19 protein-coding genes are annotated in these 21,229 nt (G+C 69.5%); 13 read left to right on the forward strand and 6 right to left on the reverse strand.

From position 1 onward, the window contains the following. Nucleotides 1–32: 32 nt before the first annotated feature. Together NQV15_RS02395 and manA are read left to right on the forward strand one after the other, a co-directional pair. A complete protein-coding gene (locus NQV15_RS02395; protein ID WP_232398007.1) occupies nt 33–1,868 on the forward strand; it encodes a DEAD/DEAH box helicase in 1,836 nt (611 codons plus the stop codon). A gap of 71 nt (nt 1,869–1,939) precedes the next feature. Then, on the forward strand, nt 1,940–3,178 hold the full coding sequence (manA, locus tag NQV15_RS02400; RefSeq protein WP_232398008.1) for a mannose-6-phosphate isomerase, class I: 1,239 nt from the start codon (nt 1,940–1,942) through the stop codon (nt 3,176–3,178). On the opposite strand, the gene NQV15_RS02405 is transcribed toward manA, so the two are convergent. The 3 genes from NQV15_RS02405 to NQV15_RS02415 form a co-directional block, all read right to left on the reverse strand. After that, entirely contained in the window at nt 3,147–4,229 is a 1,083-nt protein-coding gene (locus NQV15_RS02405; RefSeq protein ID WP_232398009.1) for a mannose-1-phosphate guanylyltransferase, read from the reverse strand. The two genes, manA and NQV15_RS02405, sit on opposite strands and share 32 nt — an antisense overlap. Before the next feature lie 26 nt (nt 4,230–4,255). Next, nucleotides 4,256–5,725: a fibronectin type III domain-containing protein gene (locus NQV15_RS02410; protein WP_232398010.1), complete on the reverse strand. Its 1,470-nt coding sequence runs from the start codon at nt 5,723–5,725 to the stop codon at nt 4,256–4,258. Between the two features lie 201 nt (nt 5,726–5,926). Continuing rightward, nucleotides 5,927–7,168 (reverse strand): hypothetical protein, encoded by a 1,242-nt coding sequence (locus NQV15_RS02415; protein ID WP_232398011.1) that lies wholly within the window; start codon nt 7,166–7,168, stop codon nt 5,927–5,929. Nucleotides 7,169–7,294: 126 nt separating this feature from the next. Between NQV15_RS02415 and NQV15_RS02420 the strand changes: the two genes are divergently transcribed. The 4 genes from NQV15_RS02420 to NQV15_RS02435 all read left to right on the forward strand — a co-directional run bounded on the left by NQV15_RS02420 (nt 7,295) and on the right by NQV15_RS02435 (nt 9,840). Then, nucleotides 7,295–8,224 carry an asparaginase gene (locus NQV15_RS02420; RefSeq protein WP_232398012.1) on the forward strand — a complete coding sequence of 310 codons (930 nt, stop codon included), beginning with the start codon at nt 7,295–7,297 and terminating at the stop codon, nt 8,222–8,224. 89 nt (nt 8,225–8,313) lie between these two features. Continuing rightward, entirely contained in the window at nt 8,314–8,724 is a 411-nt protein-coding gene (locus tag NQV15_RS02425) for a helix-turn-helix domain-containing protein (RefSeq protein ID WP_232398013.1), read from the forward strand. Further along, on the forward strand, nt 8,721–9,503 hold the full coding sequence (locus NQV15_RS02430) for a hypothetical protein (RefSeq protein WP_232398014.1): 783 nt from the start codon (nt 8,721–8,723) through the stop codon (nt 9,501–9,503). Before NQV15_RS02425 ends, NQV15_RS02430 begins: the two co-directional genes overlap by 4 nt. 70 nt (nt 9,504–9,573) lie before the next feature. Further along, nucleotides 9,574–9,840, forward strand: coding sequence for a DUF2516 family protein (locus NQV15_RS02435; protein ID WP_232398017.1), 267 nt, complete (start codon nt 9,574–9,576; stop codon nt 9,838–9,840). A gap of 21 nt (nt 9,841–9,861) precedes the next feature. On the opposite strand, the gene NQV15_RS02440 is transcribed toward NQV15_RS02435, so the two are convergent. Further along, nucleotides 9,862–10,155, reverse strand: coding sequence for a hypothetical protein (locus tag NQV15_RS02440; protein ID WP_232398018.1), 294 nt, complete (start codon nt 10,153–10,155; stop codon nt 9,862–9,864). Nucleotides 10,156–10,216: 61 nt separating this feature from the next. On the opposite strand from NQV15_RS02440, the gene NQV15_RS02445 reads away from it, so the two are divergent. Continuing rightward, a complete protein-coding gene (locus NQV15_RS02445; protein WP_232398019.1) occupies nt 10,217–10,840 on the forward strand; it encodes an alpha-ketoglutarate-dependent dioxygenase AlkB in 624 nt (207 codons plus the stop codon). A 738-nt stretch (nt 10,841–11,578) separates the two neighbouring features. On the opposite strand, the gene typA is transcribed toward NQV15_RS02445, so the two are convergent. Further along, entirely contained in the window at nt 11,579–13,444 is a 1,866-nt protein-coding gene (typA, locus tag NQV15_RS02450; RefSeq protein ID WP_232398020.1) for a translational GTPase TypA, read from the reverse strand. 272 nt (nt 13,445–13,716) lie between these two features. Between typA and NQV15_RS02455 the strand changes: the two genes are divergently transcribed. Continuing rightward, complete coding sequence (locus NQV15_RS02455) at nt 13,717–15,333, forward strand: DHA2 family efflux MFS transporter permease subunit (RefSeq protein ID WP_232398021.1); 1,617 nt, start codon at nt 13,717–13,719, stop codon at nt 15,331–15,333. 125 nt (nt 15,334–15,458) lie between these two features. Next, on the forward strand, nt 15,459–16,970 hold the full coding sequence (locus NQV15_RS02460) for an acyl-CoA synthetase (RefSeq protein WP_232398022.1): 1,512 nt from the start codon (nt 15,459–15,461) through the stop codon (nt 16,968–16,970). A 5-nt stretch (nt 16,971–16,975) separates the two neighbouring features. On the opposite strand, the gene NQV15_RS02465 is transcribed toward NQV15_RS02460, so the two are convergent. Further along, entirely contained in the window at nt 16,976–17,713 is a 738-nt protein-coding gene (locus NQV15_RS02465; protein ID WP_232398023.1) for an SDR family NAD(P)-dependent oxidoreductase, read from the reverse strand. Between the two features lie 97 nt (nt 17,714–17,810). Between NQV15_RS02465 and mshA the strand changes: the two genes are divergently transcribed. From mshA to NQV15_RS02485, 4 genes are all read left to right on the forward strand, one after another. Further along, on the forward strand, nt 17,811–19,064 hold the full coding sequence (mshA, locus tag NQV15_RS02470; RefSeq protein ID WP_232398024.1) for a D-inositol-3-phosphate glycosyltransferase: 1,254 nt from the start codon (nt 17,811–17,813) through the stop codon (nt 19,062–19,064). After that, on the forward strand, nt 19,061–19,543 hold the full coding sequence (locus tag NQV15_RS02475) for a type III secretion system chaperone family protein (protein WP_232398025.1): 483 nt from the start codon (nt 19,061–19,063) through the stop codon (nt 19,541–19,543). Before mshA ends, NQV15_RS02475 begins: the two co-directional genes overlap by 4 nt. A gap of 61 nt (nt 19,544–19,604) precedes the next feature. Further along, nucleotides 19,605–20,285 carry a DsbA family oxidoreductase gene (locus NQV15_RS02480; protein WP_232398026.1) on the forward strand — a complete coding sequence of 227 codons (681 nt, stop codon included), beginning with the start codon at nt 19,605–19,607 and terminating at the stop codon, nt 20,283–20,285. A gap of 44 nt (nt 20,286–20,329) precedes the next feature. Beyond that, on the forward strand, nt 20,330–21,073 hold the full coding sequence (locus tag NQV15_RS02485) for a phosphoglyceromutase (protein WP_232398027.1): 744 nt from the start codon (nt 20,330–20,332) through the stop codon (nt 21,071–21,073). The last annotated feature ends 156 nt before the right edge of the window (nt 21,074–21,229 follow it).

A 21,229-nucleotide genomic window follows, 5' to 3' on the forward strand; every position in this document is an offset into this window, starting at 1 on the left:
CTGGTCCCGCGTGACACGACCCAGGAGCACCCATGACCACCGAAATTCCCGTTGAGACACCGACCTTCGCCGACCTCGGCCTGATCGACGTCCTCGTCGAGCGCCTGTCGGCGCTGGGCTACGAGACCCCCACGCCGATCCAGGCGAAGGCCATCCCGACCATGCTCGAGGGCAAGGACGTCGTCGGCCTCGCGCAGACCGGCACCGGCAAGACCGCCGCGTTCGCGCTGCCGATCCTGCAGAAGATCGATCCGAAGAACAGCAAGACGCAGGCCATCGTCCTGGCCCCGACCCGCGAGCTCGCGCTGCAGGTCTGCGAGGCCATCGCCACGTATGCGGTCAACATGCCCGGCATCCGCGTGCTGCCGGTGTACGGCGGACAGGGCTACGGCTTCCAGCTGCAGGGTCTGCAGCGCGGCGCGCACATCGTCGTCGGTACGCCGGGACGCGTCATCGACCACCTGGAGCGCGGCAGCCTGGACCTGACGGCGCTGGAGTTCCTGGTCCTGGACGAGGCCGACGAGATGCTCAACATGGGCTTCGCGGAGGACGTCGAGCGCATCCTGGCCGACACCCCCGAGTACAAGCAGGTCGCCCTGTTCTCGGCCACGATGCCCAAGATGATCCGCAGCCTGGCCAAGAAGTACCTGCACGACCCGGTCGACATCGCGACCCCCAAGGCCACCACCTCGACCGCGACGGTCCGCCAGCGCTGGATCCAGGTCTCGCACCACCACAAGCTCGACGCCCTCACGCGTCTGCTGGAGGTCGAGACGGGCGACGGCATGATCGTGTTCGTCCGCACCAAGTCGGCCACCGAGGAGGTCGCGGAGAAGCTGCGCACGCGCGGCTACACCGCCGCGGCCCTGAACGGTGATCTCGTCCAGGCCCAGCGTGAGCGCACCGTCTCCCAGCTCAAGGGTGGCCAGATCGACATCATCGTCGCGACCGATGTCGCCGCCCGCGGCCTGGACGTCGAGCGCATCACCCACGTCATCAACTACGACATCCCGCACGACACCGAGGCGTACGTCCACCGCATCGGCCGCACGGGTCGCGCCGGACGTACCGGCGAGGCGATCTTGTTCGTCACGCCGCGCGAGCGCCGCATGCTGTCGGCGATCGAGAAGGTCTCGGGTCGCCCGGTCGAGGAGATGAGCGTCCCGTCGGCCGAGGAGGTCAACGAGCGTCGCGCCGGCCGGTTCGCCCAGGCCATCACCTCCAGCATGGGCTCACCGCAGTTCCACGCCTTCCGGGCGCTGGTGGAGGAGTACGCCAGCGAGAACGACGTCTCGATGACGGACGTCGCCGCGGCCCTGGCCGTCATGAGCCAGGCCGACAAGGACTTCTTCCTGCGTCCCGACCCGCCCAAGGCGGCGCCGCGTGCGCGCGTCGAGCGCGAGGAGTGGAGCGGCGAGGGTCGCAAGAAGCCGGCCGGATTCGGTCGCAGCGACCGTCTGCCCGCCGAGGGGGCTGCGGTGTACCGCGTCGCGGTCGGCAAGCGTCACAAGGTCGGTCCGTCGGCGATCGTCGGTGCACTGGCCAACGAGGGCAGCCTGAAGCGCTCGGACTTCGGCAAGATCACGATCGGTCAGGACCACACGCTCGTCGAGCTGCCCGCCGATCTGCCCGACGCGGTGTTCGAGGCGCTGGCCAACACCCGGATCTCGGGCAAGCTGATCGACCTGCAGCCCGACTCCGGCCCGCCGATCCGTCGCACCCGCGAGGACCGCAAGCCCTACAAGAAGTCCCACGAGAACCGTCCGTACCCGTCGCGGGCCGCTGACCGGGAGTCGTACACGAAGAAGAGCCCGCGCTCCGGCGACGCCCCGACCGGCGACTCCACCCGTAAGCCACGCCACAAGTAGCCGTCGATGGGGGAACCTTCGACGCCCTAGACTGAACCCCTGCCACGAAGTACACGACAGGGGTTCAGCGGATGTACCTGCTCGACAACGCGTCTCGCGCGTACGACTGGGGATCCGCGTCGGACATCCCGCGGTTCCTGGGGCAGGAGCCCGACGGGGGACGCATGGCCGAGGTCTGGATGGGGACCCATCCGCTGGGGCAGTCCACCGTGATCGGCCCCGATGACGTCGAGGTGCCGCTGTCCGAGGTCGCCGGCGAGCTGCCGTTCATGTTCAAGATCCTCGCCGCCGACCGGCCGCTGTCGTTGCAGGTCCACCCGAACGCTGCGATCGCACGGGCCGGATTCGCGGCCGAGGAGGCGGCAGGCGTCCCTCTCGACGCGCCGCACCGCACGTACAAGGACGCGTCCCACAAGCCGGAGATGGCCTACGCGCTGACCACGTTCGACACGCTCGTGGGCTTTCGGCCGACGGCCGAGATCCTGCGGGTGCTGCACGGCCTCGACACGCCGCTGACCGAGCGCCTCGCCGACGAGCTGCACTCCATGCCGGGTTTCCGGGGTGTCGTGCGGTTGGTGGAGCGGCTGCTGACCGAGGGCGTCCGCCCCGGCGAGATCGCTGCGGTCGTCCAGGCGTGCCGCGAGCTCGTCGACTCCGGCGTCGACGTCAAGCGGGCCTATGTCACGGCCCTGGAGATCGCGGAGTACTACCCCGACGACATCGGTGTGATCATCTCGCTGGCGCTCAACCGGCTGACGCTGCAGCCGGGGGAGGCGGCATTCCTCGGCGCCGGCATCATCCACGCGCACCTCAAGGGCATGTGCCTGGAGGTCATGGCTGCCTCGGACAACGTGCTGCGCGCGGGCCTGACCACCAAGGCGCTGGACCCGCAGGGCCTGGTCCAGTGCCTCGAGGAGGGCATGTCGCGGCTGGCTCGCGTGACCCCTGAGCCCTTCGGCTTCTCCACCGATGTGTTCAACCCCGATGTCGAGGAGTTCGCCCTCGCGGTCAGCCAGTGCTCGAAGGCCGAGCCCGAAGGCACCCTGCTGCCGTCGGCGTCCCGCCGGATCGTGGTGTGCACGGGCGGCGAGGTCGAGCTGTTCAACGCGTCCGGCCAGCACATCAAGCTGGGGCGCGGCGAATCGGTCTACGCCGGTCCCGAAGACGGGGACATCCGGGTCATCGGCACGGGTGAGGTGGCCCAGGCCTACCGGGCCGACCCGGACGTGCCGGTGGGCCACCTGGTCGACCTGGTGGCGACCTACGGCGAGCGGGAGCTCAGACGAGGTCGTCCCGGCCCCGGCGCTTGAGCTCGGCGACGACGGACTTGACCTGCTGCGCGTGATCGCGGGCCACGACCAGCAGGGCGTCATCGGTGCGGACGACGATCACGTCGTCCAGCCCGACGACCGCGATGGTCGTGCCGTCCTCGGAGATCGCCAGGCCACCCGCGTCGACCCAGATCGTCTCGGGCGACGAGGCGGCCCCGACATCCTGCAGCGCGGCGAAGTCACCCACGTCGTCCCACGTGAACTCGCCCGGGACGACGGCCATGCCACCCTCCAGGGCCACGGGCTCGGCGATGGCGTGGTCGATCGCGATCTTGGTGAGGGCCGGCCAGGTGGCGTCGAGGACGTCCTGCCGCTCGGGTGCGGCCCACGCCGCGGCGATGCGCGACAGCCCCTCGTGCAGGCCGGGCTGCAGGCGGGCGAGGTGGCCCAGCAGGACGTCGGTGCGGGTCACGAACATCCCGCCGTTCCAGCTGTAGGCGCCGCTGGCGACATAGGCCGTGGCGGTGGCGGCGTCGGGCTTCTCGACGAAGGACGTGACGGCGCAGGCCGACTCGGCCCCCTCGACGGCGAGCCGCTCGCCGGACTGGATGTAGCCGAAAGCCGTGGACGGTCCGGTGGGCGTGATGCCGACCGTCGTGACCAGCCCCGAGCGCGCGACGCAGACGGCCTGGCCGATGGCCTCGGCGAACGACACCTGGTCGTCGATGATGTGATCGGCGGCGAACGAGCCGATGATCGCATCGGGGTGGGCGGCGCCGATCACCGCGGCGGCCAGGCCGATCGCGGGCATCGAGTCACGTGGTGACGGCTCCACGAACAGGCTGGTCAGCTCGGGCAGCTGCTCCTGGATGGCGGCGGCGTGCGCGGCGCCGGTGACGACATGGATGCGCTCGGCGGGGACGAGGTCGTTGAGCCGGTCCCAGGTCTGCTGCAACAGTGAGCGCCCGGAGCCGTCCAGGTCCAGCAGGAACTTGGGCCGGGAGGCGCGCGAGAGCGGCCACAGCCGGGTGCCGGCACCGCCGGCCGGGATCACTGCGTGGAACGAGTCAAGATTCTCCGGCGACGTCACGCGCGTCATCCTAACGAGCCGGAGGGCTACGGAGCCGGGGCGGCCGGGGCTGTCCCGGTCGCCGGCAACGGCTGGGTCGGCGTCGGGGCGCCCAGCGACACCGATCGCGCATCCAGGGCCACGACGGCGCTGATGGCGTTGTGGTCGGAGACGACGGGCGTCGTGTAGCGGCCGTTCGTGATCCGGACGAGCTGCGACCAGGAGTCGACCTCGAAGTCCGGCGTGACCCACACGTGGTCGATCAGCGCCCCCGAGGCCAGCACCGAGGTGCTGAACGTGTGCCCGCTGTTGATCCGGGCGTTGGTGACGTCCTTGGTGAGCAGCCGGGCGTTGGCGAGACCGGCCGCACGCATCTTGACGCCCGGGGCGTCCTCGGGCCGATGGGTGCCGGAGTTGAAGTCGCCGGCGTAGATCATCGGCTTGTCCGTGTCGTTGATCAGGGCCATCTGGGCCAGCATCCGGTCGGTCTCCCGCGCACGCCGGGCGTTGGCCGCCTTGTCCTTGCCATTGTCCAGGTGCACGTCGACGAAGTAGAAGACTCGGTCGGTCGTGCGGACGCGGAACTTGGCCCAGGTCGTGTCGCGCCCGTCGCCGATGTCGAAGCTGCCGCCGCTGAGCTGCTCGAACAGCTCGGGTCGGTAGAAGATGTAGCGGGCCTTGGCGCCGCCGTCGGCGCGGACGAAGCCTTGTGACCCGCCCGAGAAGATCGAGTTGGTGACTGCGCCGACCCGCACGCCGCCGGCCTCCTGGAGCCCGAAGATGTCGACCTCGTTGGCGTTCAGGAACTGCGCCATGGTGCGTGCCCGGCCGGCATAGCCCGAGCACTTCTCCGAACAGACGTTCCACGTCGCGACCCGGAACGACGACTCGCGCACGCCGGTGCGGAACGCGACAGGCTTGCTGGGCTCGCCGATCTGGTCTCCGTTGACCCCGCGGACCCCGAACCAGTACTTCGTGGCCGGTTGGAGTCCCTTGGACACCAGCTCGGTCGCTCCGCCGACCGTCCGGACCGTGCTGGCAGCCTTCGTGAGCGACTTGTTGCGGGCGATCGTGATATCGAACTGGCGCGCGTTGTCGACCGGCTTCCACTCGGCGCGGAACCCGCCGGCCGATGCCGCGGTGACCTTGACGCCGCGCACGGGCCCGGGCACGAGTGCGAAGCGGCCGGTGCGGGACGAGCGCACCTCCCCGTCGCGGACCGCGTCGACACGGAAGAACCGGTCGGTGCCCGGCGTGGTCGGGGTGACGTCCGTCAGCGTGACCTGCGTGCCGGTGGCCGGGACCTCGGTCGAGACGGCGGTGGTGAGCGCGCGGTCCTGGCCCACCGTGACGACGTACGAGTCGACGTTCTCGGATCCGGCCCAGCCGATCTGCACGCTGTTGGGGGACAGGGGCTTGGCCGAGACGGCCGTCGGTGCCTCGAGCCGGTCCTGCTCGGCGTAGGTCATGGCGAGCCCGCCGCCGAGCGCGCCGAGGAGCAGCACGCTGACCAGCACGATCAGCAGACGGCCGCCGCCTCGTCGACGGCGCCGTCCTGCGACACGGCGGGGAGCGGGGGATCGCTGGGAGAGACCGGCACGACGCTGCGGCGCAACGATCCTTCTTCGGGTGGCGACGGCGAGACTCCAGGAACGAGACGGCGGGGTGCTTGAATTCTAGGGCGCGTGGCGGGCGGTCGCCCGCCACGCGAACGGGCATCAGCCGATGCGCAGGTCCACGACGATCGGGCTGTGATCGGACGGGATCGGCTGCGCCCTGTTGCCGTTGGCACCCAGCCGCTCGAAGTTGCGCCAGGCGTCGACACGCACCTTCCACGGGTCGACCCACACCTTGTCGATGTGGTTGCCCCACTTGACGCTCATGACGGGCTTGGTCTTGAAGCCCTGGTAGCTGCTCTGGTGCTGCCCCGTGACGTTGCGGGCCAGGTCGAAGGCGTCGTAGTGCTTGACGGCGTGCAGCGGCGGACGGACGGAGTCGCTGGGCTTGGTCTCACGGTGCGAGTTGATGTCGCCGGCGTAGACGACCGGCAGTCGCTTGGCGTTGACCTGCTTGATCGAGGCAATCATGTGGTTGACCTCGGCACGCCGGTAGTCGGCGGAGGCCTTGGTCTTGCCGGTGACGGTGTGCAGGCTGACCATCAGGACGCTGCGTCCCGTGGTCCGCTCGACGAGCTCGGCCCAGACGGCGTAGCGGCAGCCACCACCGTGGCGTCCGAGGAAGATCTCACCGGTCGCACCGGCCGGATCGGACGAGACGCGGCACTTGGTGACCGGATCGGTCGCCGGCTTGAAGCTGACCGGTGGGGTCGTCGCCCCGGGGACCTCGAAGCGTGCGGCGTTGTACCAGATCTGCTTGGCGCTGAAGTCGACCGCAAGGGTGTACCCGGGCAGCACGTCGAGGTTGTCGGCCTCCTGGGTGGCGATCACGTCGGCACCGGAGGACGTTGCGCGCTCCCACACGGCGGGCTGGCGCGAGATCCACGGGTAGCCGTTGTCGCCGCACACCCGGCTGCAGACGTTGTAGGTCATGACGCGCATCGGCATGAGGCCGGTCGAGGGACCCGGCCGCAAGATCGTGGTGCGGCCCACGACGGCCGACTTCGGGCCGTGCTTCTTGCCGTTGACGCCACGGACCTGGAAGAAGTAGTCCTTGCCGCGGATGAGCTTCTTGATCCTGGTCTTGCTCGACTTCTGGACGTACTTCTTGGCCTTCTTCATCGAGGAGTACCGGGACACGAAGATCTCGTACTTCTTGGCGTGCCGGGCATCGGGCCAGTCCAGCGAGAGGCTGGTCCGGTTGGACTTGCGGTCGTAGTCGGCCTTGACGAAGGACACGAGCGCGACCTTGGCCGGCTTCTTCGCGGCGGCGCTTGCCGGCATGGCCTGCAGCCCGGTGAGGACCAGGAAGCCGACGATAACGGCCACAAGAGATTTACGCATGGGGGAAACCCTAAGTCATCGCCACAGCCTGTTCGCGAGGCGTGGATCACACTGACTGCGTGTCGGTCGTCTCCCCGTGCCGTCCGCAGGCTGCTGCCGCGGCCTCGGGAGTCGTAGGCTCGTCGTGTGGAAGTACTCGCAGAGGTCGTCCGTTCAGGGCTCGTGGAGAGCCGTCACCGTGGCGTGGCCGTACGGGTGGACCCGTCCGGCGAGGTCGTGTGGTCGCTGGGCGACCCCGGGACGGTGATCTTCCCGCGGTCGGCGAACAAGCCGATCCAGGCGATGGGCATGCTGCGGGCGGGCCTGCCGCTGGACGGGCGACTGCTCGCCCTCGCGTCGGCGAGCCACTCCGGTGAGCCGTTCCATCTCGACGCCGTGCGCGAGATCCTCGCCCTGGCCGGGCTCGACGAGTCGGCGCTGCAGACGCCGCCGTCCTATCCGTTGGACCCCCACGTGCACGCCGACCTGCTGCGCGCCGGCGGCGTCCGCGCACCGATCCTGATGGACTGCTCGGGCAAGCACGCCGCGATGCTGCTCACCAGCGTCGTCAACGACTGGGACGTCCGGACCTACCTGGCGCCCGACCACCCGGTGCAGCAGATCATCACCGAGACCTTCACCGAGCTGACCGACGGTCCTCCCTCGACGATCGGTACCGACGGCTGCGGTGCCCCCTTGCTCGCGACACCGCTGCAGGAGCTCGCCCGGGCGATCGGTCGCATCGTGCAGGAGCCTGCGGGCTCGCCCGGCCAGCGGCTGCGCGCCGCGATGATCGCGCACCCCGAGTACGTCAGCGGCACGGGTCGCGCCGAGCGGGCGCTCATGGAGGCCGTCCCCGGGCTGGTCGCCAAGTCCGGCGCCGAGAGCGTCTACGTCGTGGCGCTGGCCGATGGCTCGGCGTTCGCGCTGAAGATCGAGGACGGGGCCGAGCGTCCGCTCTACGCGGTCATGGGCCGGATGCTCGAGCTGGCCGGCGTGGAGGCGGACCTGCTGCGTGAACGCCCCGTCGTCCTGGGTGGCGACCGGCCCGTCGGTGAGGTCAGGACGACCTTCTGAGCCGCGGGAAACCGCCGTGTAACCGGCTGTGACAGGGGTCGCAAACTGATTTGCTTGCATTTGCTAACTTTTGCAAGCACACTGGAGGCATGGCCAAGTTGAACATGCAGAGAACCGTCGAAGGGCTGGGCGAATACCTGCGTGAGCAGAGGGGCCAGGCACAGATGTCGCTGCGACAGCTGGCAGAGCTGGCGGATGTCTCCAATCCGTACCTCAGCCAGATCGAGCGAGGCCTGCGCCGCCCGTCGGCAGAAGTCCTGCAGCAGATCGCCAAGGCGCTCAGGATCTCGGCCGAGTCGCTCTACGTTCGCGCCGGCATCCTCGATGCCGATGAGAGCGGAGCGCGCATGGTCGAGGACGCCATCGCCCTCGACCCGCAACTCACCGAGCGTCAGAAGACCGCACTGCTCGACATCTATCGCTCCTTCGTCGGCACCGAGGAAGCGACCGACACCGAGCTGGCCGCGACAGTGACAGAAGCCAACCAGGAGGAAAAATGACCACCATCACCGACACGATCACCACGCAGGTCAAGTCGCTCGTCGACGACGTGCGCAGCCTGCCTGAGACCGTCAAGAGCATCGACGTCGCCGACCTGCAGAAGCAGGCCCAGGAGCTGGCGCAGACCGCTCTCGGCACCGCGACCACGACGTACGCCGAGTTCGCCAAGAAGAGCGAGGGCTTCGTCAACCTGGCCAAGGGCCTCACGATCGACGACATCCGCAAGTCCGCTGACGGCTTCTTCGACAAGGCCGAGGACAGCGTCGAGGACGTCGTCGACGACGTCACCAAGCAGGCCAAGGGCTTCGCTGCCGACGCGCAGAAGCTGGCCTTCGACTACGTGTCGGTCGCCAAGGCGCAGGTCACCCGGGTGACCTCGAAGGCCCCGACCACGGCTCGCAAGGCTGCCGAGAAGGTCGACACGACGGTCAAGAAGACCCCCGAGCCGGCCAAGCGCACCTCCGCCCCGGCTGCCAAGAAGACGACCGCCAAGAAGGCTCCGGCCAAGAAGGCTCCCGCGAAGGCGGCTGCCAAGAAGACCGCTGCCAAGACGACCACGGCCGCCAAGAAGACCACGCCGGCCAAGAAGACCACCGCCGCCAAGAAGACGACACCGGCCAAGAAGACGACCGCTGCAGCGAGCAAGACCGCCGCCTCGACGTCGACCGCCGCCAAGAAGGCGCCCGCCAAGGCCGCTTCCGCGCAGAAGGCCCCGGCGAACGCTGCTCCGGCCGCCAAGCAGGACACCACGTCGCAGACGTCGTCCTCGAACAGCTGACCTGACGCATTTCACGAGAGGCGGACCCCGACGGGGGTCCGCCTCTCGTGCTTCCCGGTAGCCTTCGGTCATGTTCGAAGTCCAGGGTGGCCTGATGATGATCTTGTCGATCGTGCTGTTCGTGGCCAAGGCGTTCGCCCTGGTCGACTGCGTGGGTCGCAGTGCCGCGCAGCTCGACGGGCTGGACACGCTGCCCAAGCGAACCTGGCTGATCATCCTGTCGCTGGCGGTGCTGGCGCACGTCTTGTTCTGGTACCCGCTGGGGCTGCTGAACCTGGTCGGCACCGTGGCGGCGCTGGTCTACCTCGCGCAGGTGCGCGGCTCGATCAGCCGCTGATCCCCGTCCTGCCCCCGCGGGTCAGCGTGGGCGGGCGGGGTGCAGCCAGCGGGTGATGATGCGCCGCAGGTCGGCCAGGTCGGTGTCGGGGTCGACCTCGGGGTGGGTCGCCCGGACCGTCCGGTAGCCGGCGACCAGCCCGCACAGCCAGCGAGCGATGTCGTCGGCCCGCAGCTCGGTGTCGATGTGACGGTCGCGGATCGCCTCGGCGCCGAGGCGCGCGAACGTCTGCTCGGTGTCGTGGTCGACGGGGGTGGTCGGGTCTGCCGCGAGGTGGTCGATCAGCTCGAGGAGCTGGTCCCAGGCCGATTCCATGGGGTGAGCCTAGTGGGTTCACGGGGTAGAACATGTGTTCGATCGGACGTATGCTCGGAGCATGTCGGATTACTACCAAGGGTCGCTGCTGGACGCCGGGCAGCAGCCGGTCATCGGCGAGCTGCGGCCGACGCGCACGAACCTGACCCGCGGCGCCTGGGTGGACTCCTGCCCGGGGTGGATCACCGGCTCGGACGAGCTGTTCCTGCGCCTGCAGAACGATGTGCCGTGGCGGGCCGAGAGCCGCGAGATGTACGACCGGGTGGTCGACGTGCCGCGGCTCCTGTCGTTCTACGGAGCCCGCGACCGGTTGCCCGATCCGCTGCTGGAGCAGATGCGCGACCGGCTGAGCGCGCACTACGCCGACGAGCTGGGGGAGCCGTTCGTGACCGCCGGGCTGTGCAACTACCGCGACGGCAACGACAGCGTCGCCTGGCACGGTGACCGCATCGGTCGCAGCCGTGAGCAGGACACCATGGTCGCGATCGTCTCGATCGGTGCCGCGCGCCGGCTGTCGCTGCGTCCGCGTGGAGGCGGCGAGCAGATCGGGTTCTCCCTGGGCCATGGCGACCTGGTGGTGATGGGCGGCTCGTGCCAGCGCACCTGGGACCACGCGATCCTGAAGACCGCCCGCCCCGTCGGCGCCCGCATCAGCATCCAGTTCCGCCCCCGCGGCGTCCTCTGACCCCGGCAGGGCGGTGCCTGAGCCACCTGTCCACGCGGTGGGCGGTGCCTGAGCCACCTGTCAGGGGTGCCGATGCGTGGCTCTGCCACCGCCTCCACAGGTGACGCGCAGCGAGGTCGCGTCCACAGGTGTCGAGCAGCCACTGGGCGGCGCTGAACGGTCGAGATGCACTGGCCTGATGGCACCCCGACCACGTATCCCGGAGTCTCTGCGCGGACGACCGTTCTCCCGCCGCGAGGCGCTCGCCGCCGGCATGACCTCACGCCAGCTCGACGGCAAGCACCTGCGCAGACTCTTCCCTCAGGTGTACGTCGAGCGCGATCACGTGATGACGGCCGATGACTGGGTCCTCGCGGCGACCCTGGCCATGCCCGACCGCGCCCACCTGAGCCACGTGTCACGCATCCGGGCACTCGGGCTGGACACCGGCGATCTGTGGCCCGTCCACTTCACCGTGGCTGGGGATCTTCATCTGGACATGGATGGTGTCTTCCTGCACCGCACGGAGGTCCTGCCACTGCTGGATGCCCGGGCCATGTCGGTGACCGAGTCGGAGGTGCGGACGCGGCTGCAGGTCGCCGGGCTGCCGCGACCGGAGGTCAACGTGGAGCTCCGGGTGGACGGCGAGCTGTCGGCCGCAACGAGAAGAGCGGTGGCCCAGCCACGCATCCGAGGCTGGATGCGTGGCCGAGCCACCGCTCATCGAAGGGACAGGTGGCTGAGCCACCGCCCCTGGGGTTACTTCTTGCCGCGGTTGGCGCGGTTGCGCTCGGTGGCGTCCAGGATGATCTTGCGGATGCGGACGTTCGCCGGGGTGACCTCGACGCACTCGTCCTCGCGGCAGAACTCCAGGCACTGCTCGAGCGACAGCTTGCGCGGCGGCACGAGCTTCTCGAACTCATCGGCGTTGGAGCGGACGTTGGTCTGCTTCTTCTCGCGGACGATGTTGATGTCCATGTCGTCGGCGCGTGAGTTCTCGCCGACGATCATGCCCTCGTACACCTCGGTGCCCGGCTCGATGAACAGCGTGCCGCGCTCCTGGATGTTCGTCATCGCGTAGGACGTCGCAGCGCCCGCGCGGTCCGAGACCAGCGAGCCCGACGGGCGGGTCGAGATCTCGCCGGCCCAGGGCTCGTAGCTCTCGAACGTCTGGTGCGCGATACCGGTGCCGCGGGTGTCGGTCAGGAACTCGGTGCGGAAGCCGATCAGGCCACGAGCCGGGACGATGAACTCCATGCGGACCCAGCCGGTGCCGTGGTTGATCATCTGCTCCATGCGACCGCGACGGACGGCCAGCAGCTGGGTGATCGCGCCGAGGTACTCCTCGGGGGCGTCGATCGTCAGGCGCTCCATCGGCTCGTGCACCTTGCCGTCGACCTCCTTGGTGACGACCTGGGGCTTGCCGACGGTGAGCTCGTAGCCCTCGCGACGCATCTGCTCGACCAGGATGGCCAGCGCGAGCTCGCCACGGCCCTGGACCTCCCACGCGTCGGGACGATCGGTGTCGACGACCTTCAGCGACACGTTGCCGATGAGCTCGCGGTCGAGGCGGTCCTTGACCAGGCGCGCGGTGACCTTGGTGCCCTTCTCGCGTCCGGCGAGCGGCGATGTGTTGGTGCCGATCGTCATCGAGATGGCGGGCTGGTCGACCGTGATCAGCGGCAGCGCGACCGGGTTGTCGGGATCGGCCAGCGTCTCGCCGATCATGATGTCCGGGATGCCGGCGATGGCGACGATGTCGCCGGGGCCGGCGCTCTCGCCGGGCACGCGCTCGAGCTCCTTGGTGACCAGCAGCTCGGTGATCTTGACCTTCTCGACGGTTCCGTCGACCTTCATCCACGCGACCTGGGAGCCCTTCTTCAGGGTCCCCTCCTTCACGCGGACGAGGGCCAGACGGCCGAGGAACGGCGAGGCGTCGAGGTTCGTGACGTGCGCCTGCAGCGGCGCGCCCTCGGTGTACTCGGGGGCCGGGACGGCCTCCATGATGGTCTGGAACAGCGGGATGAGGTTCTCGCTGTCGGGCAGGCCGCCGTCCTCGGGCTTGTTCAGCGAGGCGCGGCCGGCGCGAGCCGAGGCGTAGACGACGGGGAAGTCGAGGGCGTCCTCGCTGGCGCCGTCCTCGAGCAGGTCGAGGAACAGCTCGTAGGTCTCGTCGACGATCTCGCTGATGCGCGAGTCGGGGCGGTCGACCTTGTTGACGACCAGGACGACGGGCATCTTGGCCGCGAGGGCCTTGCGCAGCACGAAGCGGGTCTGGGGCAGCGGGCCCTCGGACGCGTCGACCAGCAGGATCACGGCGTCGACCATGGACAGGCCGCGCTCGACCTCACCGCCGAAGTCGGCGTGGCCGGGGGTGTCGATGATGTTGATCGTCACGCCGCCCTCGGGGGAGCCGGGGCCGTTGTAGCGGACCGCGGTGTTCTTCGCGAGGATCGTGATGCCCTTCTCGCGCTCCAGATCTCCCGAGTCCATGGCACGTTCGGCAAGCAGGTGGTGCTCGTCGAAGTGCCCCTGCTGCTGGAGCATGGCGTCAACCAGGGTGGTCTTCCCGTGGTCGACGTGGGCGACGATTGCGACATTGCGCAGGTCGGAGCGAATGGGCATGCGAAAAAAGTCCTAAGCGTGGGGAATGCTCACAATTCTGGAGCCTCCCCATTCTAGGGGGGCGCTGTGCGCGCGGACTAATCGCGTGACGCAGAACTCACGGTCCGTACGGCGCGGATTCCGTTTGGAGAAAGGTTGTACTAGCATTTCTGCGCCGCCACCGGCCTCGACGCCGAACGCCACACCACACACCAGTGCGACGACCTGCATCGCGCCCTGACCAACATCCTCGCGGGCGACGCCCTCTGCCCGCGGACGAACCAGGAGTGCCCATGACCAGCCAGGTCGAACACCACACCGATGACGACGACAAGATCACTCCGGAGCTGCTGAAGATCGCCGGCGTGGTGGTGCTCGGCGCCATCATGTCGATCCTCGACGTGACCGTCGTCAACGTCGCCCTTCCCACCTTCCAGACCGAGCTGTCCAGCAATGGCGAGCCGCTGGCGTACTCGACCGTCGCCTGGACCGCGACGGCCTACATGCTGGCGCTGGCCGCCGTCATCCCGTTGACCGGATGGGCCGCGGACCGCTTCGGCACCAAGCGGCTCTACATGACCGCGATCACCCTGTTCACGATCGGCTCGCTGGCGTGCGCGACGGCGTGGAACATCGAGGCGCTCATCGGCTTCCGGGTGCTCCAGGGTCTCGGCGGCGGCATGCTGATGCCGCTGGGCATGACGATCATGACCAAGGCCGCCGGCCCGCACCGCATGGGTCGCCTGATGGCGATCCTGGGCGTGCCGATGCTGCTGGGCCCGATCCTCGGCCCGATCATCGGCGGCGTCCTGATCGACGCTGCCTCGTGGCACTGGGTGTTCCTGATCAACCTGCCCATCGGCATCATCGGCCTGGTCCTCGCGGCCCGCGTGCTGCCCAAGGACGCCCCGGAGCCGACTGAGGCCCTCGACGTCATCGGCATGATCCTGCTGTCGCCCGGCCTGGCCGCGCTGCTGTACGGCGTCTCCTCGATCCCCGAGGAGGGCACCGTCCTGGCGACCAAGGTCCTGGCCCCGGCCATCATCGGCCTCGCGCTGATCATCGGATTCGTGTTCTGGTCGTTCAAGCCCAAGCACCCCCTGCTGGACCTGCGCCTGTTCAAGGACCGCAACCTGACGCTGTCGGTCATCACGATGTTCCTGTTCGCGTCCGCGTTCTTCGGCGCGCTGCTGCTGGTGCCCACGTACTTCCAGCAGGTGGACGGCTACTCGGTCAAGAAGGCCGGCCTGCTGATCGCAGCGCAGGGTGTCGGCGCGATGCTCACGATGCCGATCGCCGGTGCGTTGAGCGACCGGATCCCCGTCGGGCGCATCGTCCCGTTCGGCTTCCTGGGCATCCTGGTCGGCCTGTGGGGCGTCGCGGAGAGCACCGCCCCGGAGACGTCCGACTGGACGATCATGGCGTGGCTGTTCGTGACCGGGCTCGGCATGGGCGCCACGATGATGCCGCTGTTCACTGCGGCGCTCAGGACGCTCAAGGCCACGGATGTGGCCCGCGGCTCGACGCTGCTGAACGTGACGCAGCAGGTCGCCAGCGCCGCCGGCATCGCGACGATCTCGGTCGTGCTGACCAACGGCATGAAGGCCGGTGCCATCATCCCCGGATCGGACCAGATCCCCGGTGTCGAGGAGGGTCTGACGCCCGCCCAGCTGGCGGCCGGCTCGCACACCGAGCGGGGCGCGCAACTCGTCGACACGCTCAAGGTGCCCGGCTCGGTCCTGCAGGACGGCTTCAACGACCTGGCCGACGCCTTCTCGACGTCCTACTGGGTGGCCTTCGCCGTCCTGCTGGTGACCCTGATCCCGGTGGCCTTCCTGCCTCGCAGGCGGCAGGAGTCGAATCTGCAGGACGGTGAGGACGGCGTCACCCCGCCGATCATGATGCACTGATCGACCGCTGACACGAGGGCCCTGCCGGTATCCGGCGGGGCCCTTGGCGTTCCTCGGGTGTGATCCGCATTACGGTGTCACCTGTCGGGGGACGCGCGAGCCCGCGGCGAGGAGGTACGACGCCCATGATCGGCTCGAGCACCGTCGACGGCATGCTGCGCCGCAGCGCCGCCCGCCACCCCGACCGCACCGCCCTGCTGTTCGCCGACCGCACGTGGACCTACGCGCAGCTGGACGACGCCGTGACGCGTGCAGCGGGCGTGCTGCTCGAGCTCGGACTGGAACGGGGCGACCGGGTCGCGACCTATGGACGGAACTCCGATGCGTACCTGCTGGCCTACCTGGGATGCGCGCGAGCCGGCCTGGTGCACGTGCCGATCAACTACGCACTGACGGGGGAGGAGCTGGCGTACCTCGTCGCCGACTCCGGCAGCCGCGCCGTCCTGGTCGACCCGTCGCTGCGTCCCGCGCTGGACGCCGCGCGGCTGTCGGTGCGGACGGTCCTGGCGCTGCGCGACGAGGACGACTCGCTGCTGACCAGGGCATCGCAGGGACCCGTCGCGGAGCTCGACGTCGACGTGGCCGACTCCGACCTGGTGCAGCTGCTCTACACATCGGGCACCACCTCGCGACCCAAGGGTGCGATGATGACGCACCGGTCGCTGGTGCACGAGTACCTCTCGTCGATCGTCGGCCTGGATCTCACCGAGACCGACGAGCCGCTGCACCCCATGCCGCTGTACCACTCGGCCGGCATGCACGTGTTCCTGATGCCGTACCTGGCCGTGGGTGCCACGAACCACCTGATGGAGGCCCCGGACATCCCCGAGATCCTCCGGCTGGTCGAGGAGCGGGGCCTGCGGTCGTTGTTCCTGGCCCCGACCGTCTGGGTTCCGCTGGCGCAGCACCCGGACTTCGCGACGCGGGACCTCAGCAGCCTGCGCAAGGCGTTCTACGGGGCGTCGATCATGCCCCAGCCGGTCCTGCTTCGGCTCCAGGACGCGCTGCCCGAGCTGGGCTTCTGGAACTGCTTCGGCCAGTCCGAGATCGGCCCGCTGGCGACCGTCCTGCGCCCCGAGGAGCACGCCGAGCGATCCGAGTCATGCGGCCGCGCGGTGCTGTTCGTCGAGCTGCGCGTCGTCGACGAGACCGGCGCGGACGTCCCGCCCGGCGAGGCCGGCGAGGTCGTCTACCGGTCGCCGCAGCTGTGCGAGGGGTACTGGGGCAAGCCCGAGGAGACCGCTGCGGCGTTCCGGGACGGCTGGTTCCACTCCGGCGACCTGGTGCGGGTCGACGAGCAGGGATACCTGACCGTCGTAGACCGCATCAAGGACGTCATCAACACTGGCGGGGTGCTGGTCGCGTCCCGAGAGGTCGAGGACGTCCTCTACACGCATCCGGCCGTCGCCGAGGTGGCCGTCATCGGCACGCCCGACGAGCGCTGGATCGAGGCGGTCACCGCGGTCGTGGTCGTCAAGGAGCCCGTCACGGCCGAGGAGCTGATCGCCCACGCGAAGCAGAGCCTGGCCGGGTTCAAGGTGCCCAAGCGCATCCACCTCGTGGACGAGCTGCCCCGCAACCAGTCGGGCAAGCTGCTCAAGCGGGTGCTGCGCGACGACCTGGAGCGCGTCGACTGAGGTGCTCAGCCCTCGCGGTGCACCTTGTGCGGCGCCGCCTGGGCCAATGGCTTGAGCACCATCAGGTCAATGTTGACGTGGGCCGGACGCGTCGCGACCCAGACGATCGCATCGGCGATGTCCTCGGCCACCAAGGGGGCGTCGACCCCGGCGTAGACGGCATCGGCACGGCCGGGGTCGCCGCCGAAGCGGTTGAGGCTGAACTCGTCGGTGCGGACCATGCCGGGCGCGATCTCGGTGACCCGGACGGGCTGGCCGTTGAGCTCGAGCCGCAGCGTCTCGGTCATCGCGGCGACCCCGTGCTTGGCCGCGACGTAGCCGCCGCCGCCCTCGTAGGGCGTGTGCCCCGCGATCGAGCCGAGATTGACCAGGGTGCCGGCGCCGCTGGCCACGAGGGCGGGCAGCAGGGCGCGGGTCACGTGCAGGGTGCCGATGACGTTGACCTCGTACATCCGGCGCCAGTCGTCCGGATCGGACGCCGCAACGGGATCGGTGCCGATCGCGCCGCCGGCGTTGTTCAGCAGCAGGTCCAGCGTCGGTCCGACCGCCTCGGCGAGGGATGCGACCTGGGCCTCGTCGGTGACGTCGCAGCTGACCGCGGTGCCGCCGATCTCGGCAGCGAGGGCCTCGATGCGGTCGGTGCGGCGGGCGACACAGAACACGTGGAAGCCGGATGCGGCCAGGGCGCGGGCCGTGGCGGCCCCGATCCCGCTGCTGGCTCCGGTCACGACGGCGGTGGGCATGGGCCCATCGTGGCAGACCCCGCCTCGGGCGTGCACGCAGACTGAGGAGGTGGGACTGGGAGGCGGGTGGGACGATGGAGCCGAAAGGCGGGTGCACATGCTCAGGCGAATCGCGATGCTCTCGGCGCACACGTCCCCGCTCGACCAGCCGGGCAACGGTGACGCTGGCGGCATGAACGTCTACGTGCTCGAGCTGTCCCGTCAGCTGGCGGCACGCGGCATCGAGGTCGAGATCTTCACCCGCGCGACCTCTCGCCACCAGCCCGATGTCGTGGACCCCGAGCCCGGCATCCGGGTCCACCACGTGGCGGCCGGACCCTTCGAGGGCCTGGTCAAGAACGACCTGCCGTCGCAGCTGTGCTCCTTCGTGCGCGACGTGCTGCGCGCCGAGGTCGAGCGCGAGCCGGGGCACTTCGACCTGGTCCACTCGCACTACTGGCTGTCCGGTCAGGTCGGCACGGTCGCCCGCGAGCGGTGGAACGTCCCGCTGGTGCACACCATGCACACCATGGCCAAGGTCAAGAACGCGATGCTCGCCGAGGGCGACGCCGCCGAGCCGATGGGCCGTGTCTACGGCGAGGAGGAGATCGTCCGGCTCGCCGACCGGCTGATCGCCAACACCGAGGAGGAGCGCCGCGAGCTCATCGAGCTGTACGGCGCCGATCCCGAGCGGGTGGCGGTCGTGCACCCCGGCGTGGACATCGAGGTGTTCCGTGCCGGGCGTCAACGCGAGGCCCGCCGGCTCCTGGGCATCCCCGAGGACGCCGCGCTGGTGCTGTTCGCGGGACGCATCCAGCCGCTGAAGGCGCCCGATGTGGTGATCCGGGCCGCGGCGATCATGCTCGAGCGCGATCCGTCGTTGCGCGACCGGCTCATGGTGGCCGTCGTGGGTGGCGCGTCCGGATCGGGCCTCGAGCGTCCGAGCGCGCTGGCCGAGCTCAGCGCCGAGCTGGGGGTCCAGGACGTCGTGCGGTTCGTCCCGACGGTCGGCCAGCGTGAGCTCGCCGACTGGTACGCCGCGGCGTCCGTCGCGTGCGTCCCGTCGCACAACGAGTCCTTCGGCCTGGTCGCGATCGAGGCGCAGGCCTGCGGGACGCCCGTCGTGGCCGCCCGGGTCGGCGGTCTGACGACCGCGGTGTCCGACGGGGTGAGCGGCATCCTGATCGACGGCCACGACCCCGCCGACTACGCCTCGGCCCTGCACCCGCTGCTGACCGATCCCGGGCTGCGTGAGGCGATGAGCCACAAGGCCGTGCGCCACGCCGAGGGATTCGGCTGGGACGTCACCGCCGACCGCACGCTCGCCGTCTACGACCAGGCCATCACGACCCACAGGGAGTTCCACGCATGACCGAGCCCGTCCGCAGCACCATCGTCGACGCCCTCGAGGCGGCCGACCTGGCGTACACCGAGCACCAGCCGGGGACGTTCGAGGTCACCCTGCCGGGCGAGCGCAAGCTGCAGACCACGTGCCGCCTCGAGGTCGGCAAGCACGCGCTGGGCATCCACGCCTTCGTCGTCCGCAACCCGGACGAGAACCACCAGGTGGTCTACCGCTGGCTGCTGGAGCGGAACCTGAAGATGTACGGGGTCGCCTTCGCGGTCGACTCGTCCGGCGACATCTACCTCGACGGACGGATGCCGCTGCACGCCGTCACGACCGAGGAGGTCGACCGGCTGCTCGGCGCCGTCCTGACCTACGCCGACGAGTCGTTCAACACGATCCTGGAGCTCGGCTTCGCCAGCTCCATCCGCAAGGAGTGGGAGTGGCGGGAGTCGCGGGGCGAGTCGACCCGCAACCTCGACGCCTTCAAGCACCTCAAGCCGTGAGCGACGGACATCGGCGGCCGGGCCTCGCGGCACGGACCCGATCTCGCGTAGCGTTGGCGCCGTGAAAGCCATCGTGTTCGCCGACGTGACAGACCCGTGGGCGTACATCGGGGCGACCCGGTTCGAGCGTGCAGCGGCGATGTTCTCGATCCTGACCGGTGAGCCGATCGAGATGACGTTGCGCGCCTTCCAGGTCGAGCCGGATGCGCCCAGCGACGGCCGGTTGCTCATGGAGGCGCTCGAGCAACGTCTCGGCGGCCGCGACAAGGTCGAGCTGGTCAACGCGCAGGTGACCGCCGCGGCCCGCATCACCGGCATCGACCTGAACTTCGAGGAAGCCGTCGAGGCCAACTCCTTCGATGCGTGGCGGTTGCTGACGTGGGCGGACGAGGCCGGTCCCGGTCTCCAGCGCGACCTGGCCCACCAGCTGTGGCGGGCGCACTTCCTCGAAGGTGCCGACATCGCGGACCCGTTCACGCTGGCGACCCGCGCCGGGCTCGTGGGCCTGGAGCTCGAGACGGCCGAGGCGCTCCTGGCCAGCGCCGAGTACGCCGAGGAGGTCCTCACCCAGGTCGCCACCGGGGAGGCCCTGGGCATCACGCAGCTGCCGTTCGTCGTGATCGAGCAGCAGTGGACGCTGGCGGGCATCCACTCGCAGAACGACTACGTGCAGGCGATCAGCCAGATCTACTCGGAGTGGAAGGCCGGCGAGGAGCCGGACGGCCCGGGAGCGGCGGGCTAGAGCCCACCACCCTTGGGGGCCGAGGAGGTAATAGGCTCACCTCCATGAGCACCTTGATCCTGCTGCGCCATGGCCACAGCGAGTGGAACGCCAAGAACCTGTTCACCGGATGGGTCGACGTCGACCTGAACGAGCAGGGCGTCGCCGAAGCCGTGAAGGGTGCCCAGATGCTGGCCGAGGCCGGCCTGGCCCCCGACGTCTCGCACACCTCGTTGCTGCGCCGCGCGATCCGCACCTCCCAGATCGTGCTGGACGGCATCGACCGCCACTGGATCCCGGTGAAGCGTTCGTGGCGCCTGAACGAGCGCCACTACGGTGCGCTGCAGGGCAAGGACAAGAAGGCGACCCTCGCCGAGTACGGCGAGGAGCAGTTCATGACGTGGCGTCGTTCGTACAACACCCCGCCGCCGCCGCTGGCCGATGACTCGGAGTTCAGCCAGGCCGAGGACCAGCGGTACGCAGCGCTGCCCGACGAGCTGCTGCCGCGCACGGAGTGCCTCGCGGACGTCCTCGACCGCATGCTGCCGTACTGGTACGACGCGATCGTCCCCGATCTGCTCGACGACAAGGTCGTCCTGGTGACGGCCCACGGCAACTCGCTGCGGGCGCTGGTCAAGCACCTCGACGGCCTGGGTGAGGACGAGGTCGTCGGGCTGAACATCCCCACCGGCATCCCGCTGGTCTACGAGCTGGACGCCGATCTCAAGCCCATCGTCAAGGGTGGCCAGTACCTCGACCCCGCAGCCGCCGAGGCCGCCATCGCCGCGGTCGCCAACCAGGGCCGCTGACCCCGCCCCCACCCCCATCCGCTGACGCGTGGGTTACGTCGGCTGAGGCGTGGGTTGCGCACGCTGAGGCGTGGGTTGCGTCGGCTGAGGCGTGGGTTGCGTCGTCCGTGCGTCGTACGCAAGCCACGCGTCATGGTGCATAACCCACGCGTCGGG

This window comes from Aeromicrobium wangtongii, assembly GCF_024584515.1.
GTDB lineage: Bacteria > Actinomycetota > Actinomycetes > Propionibacteriales > Nocardioidaceae > Aeromicrobium > Aeromicrobium wangtongii.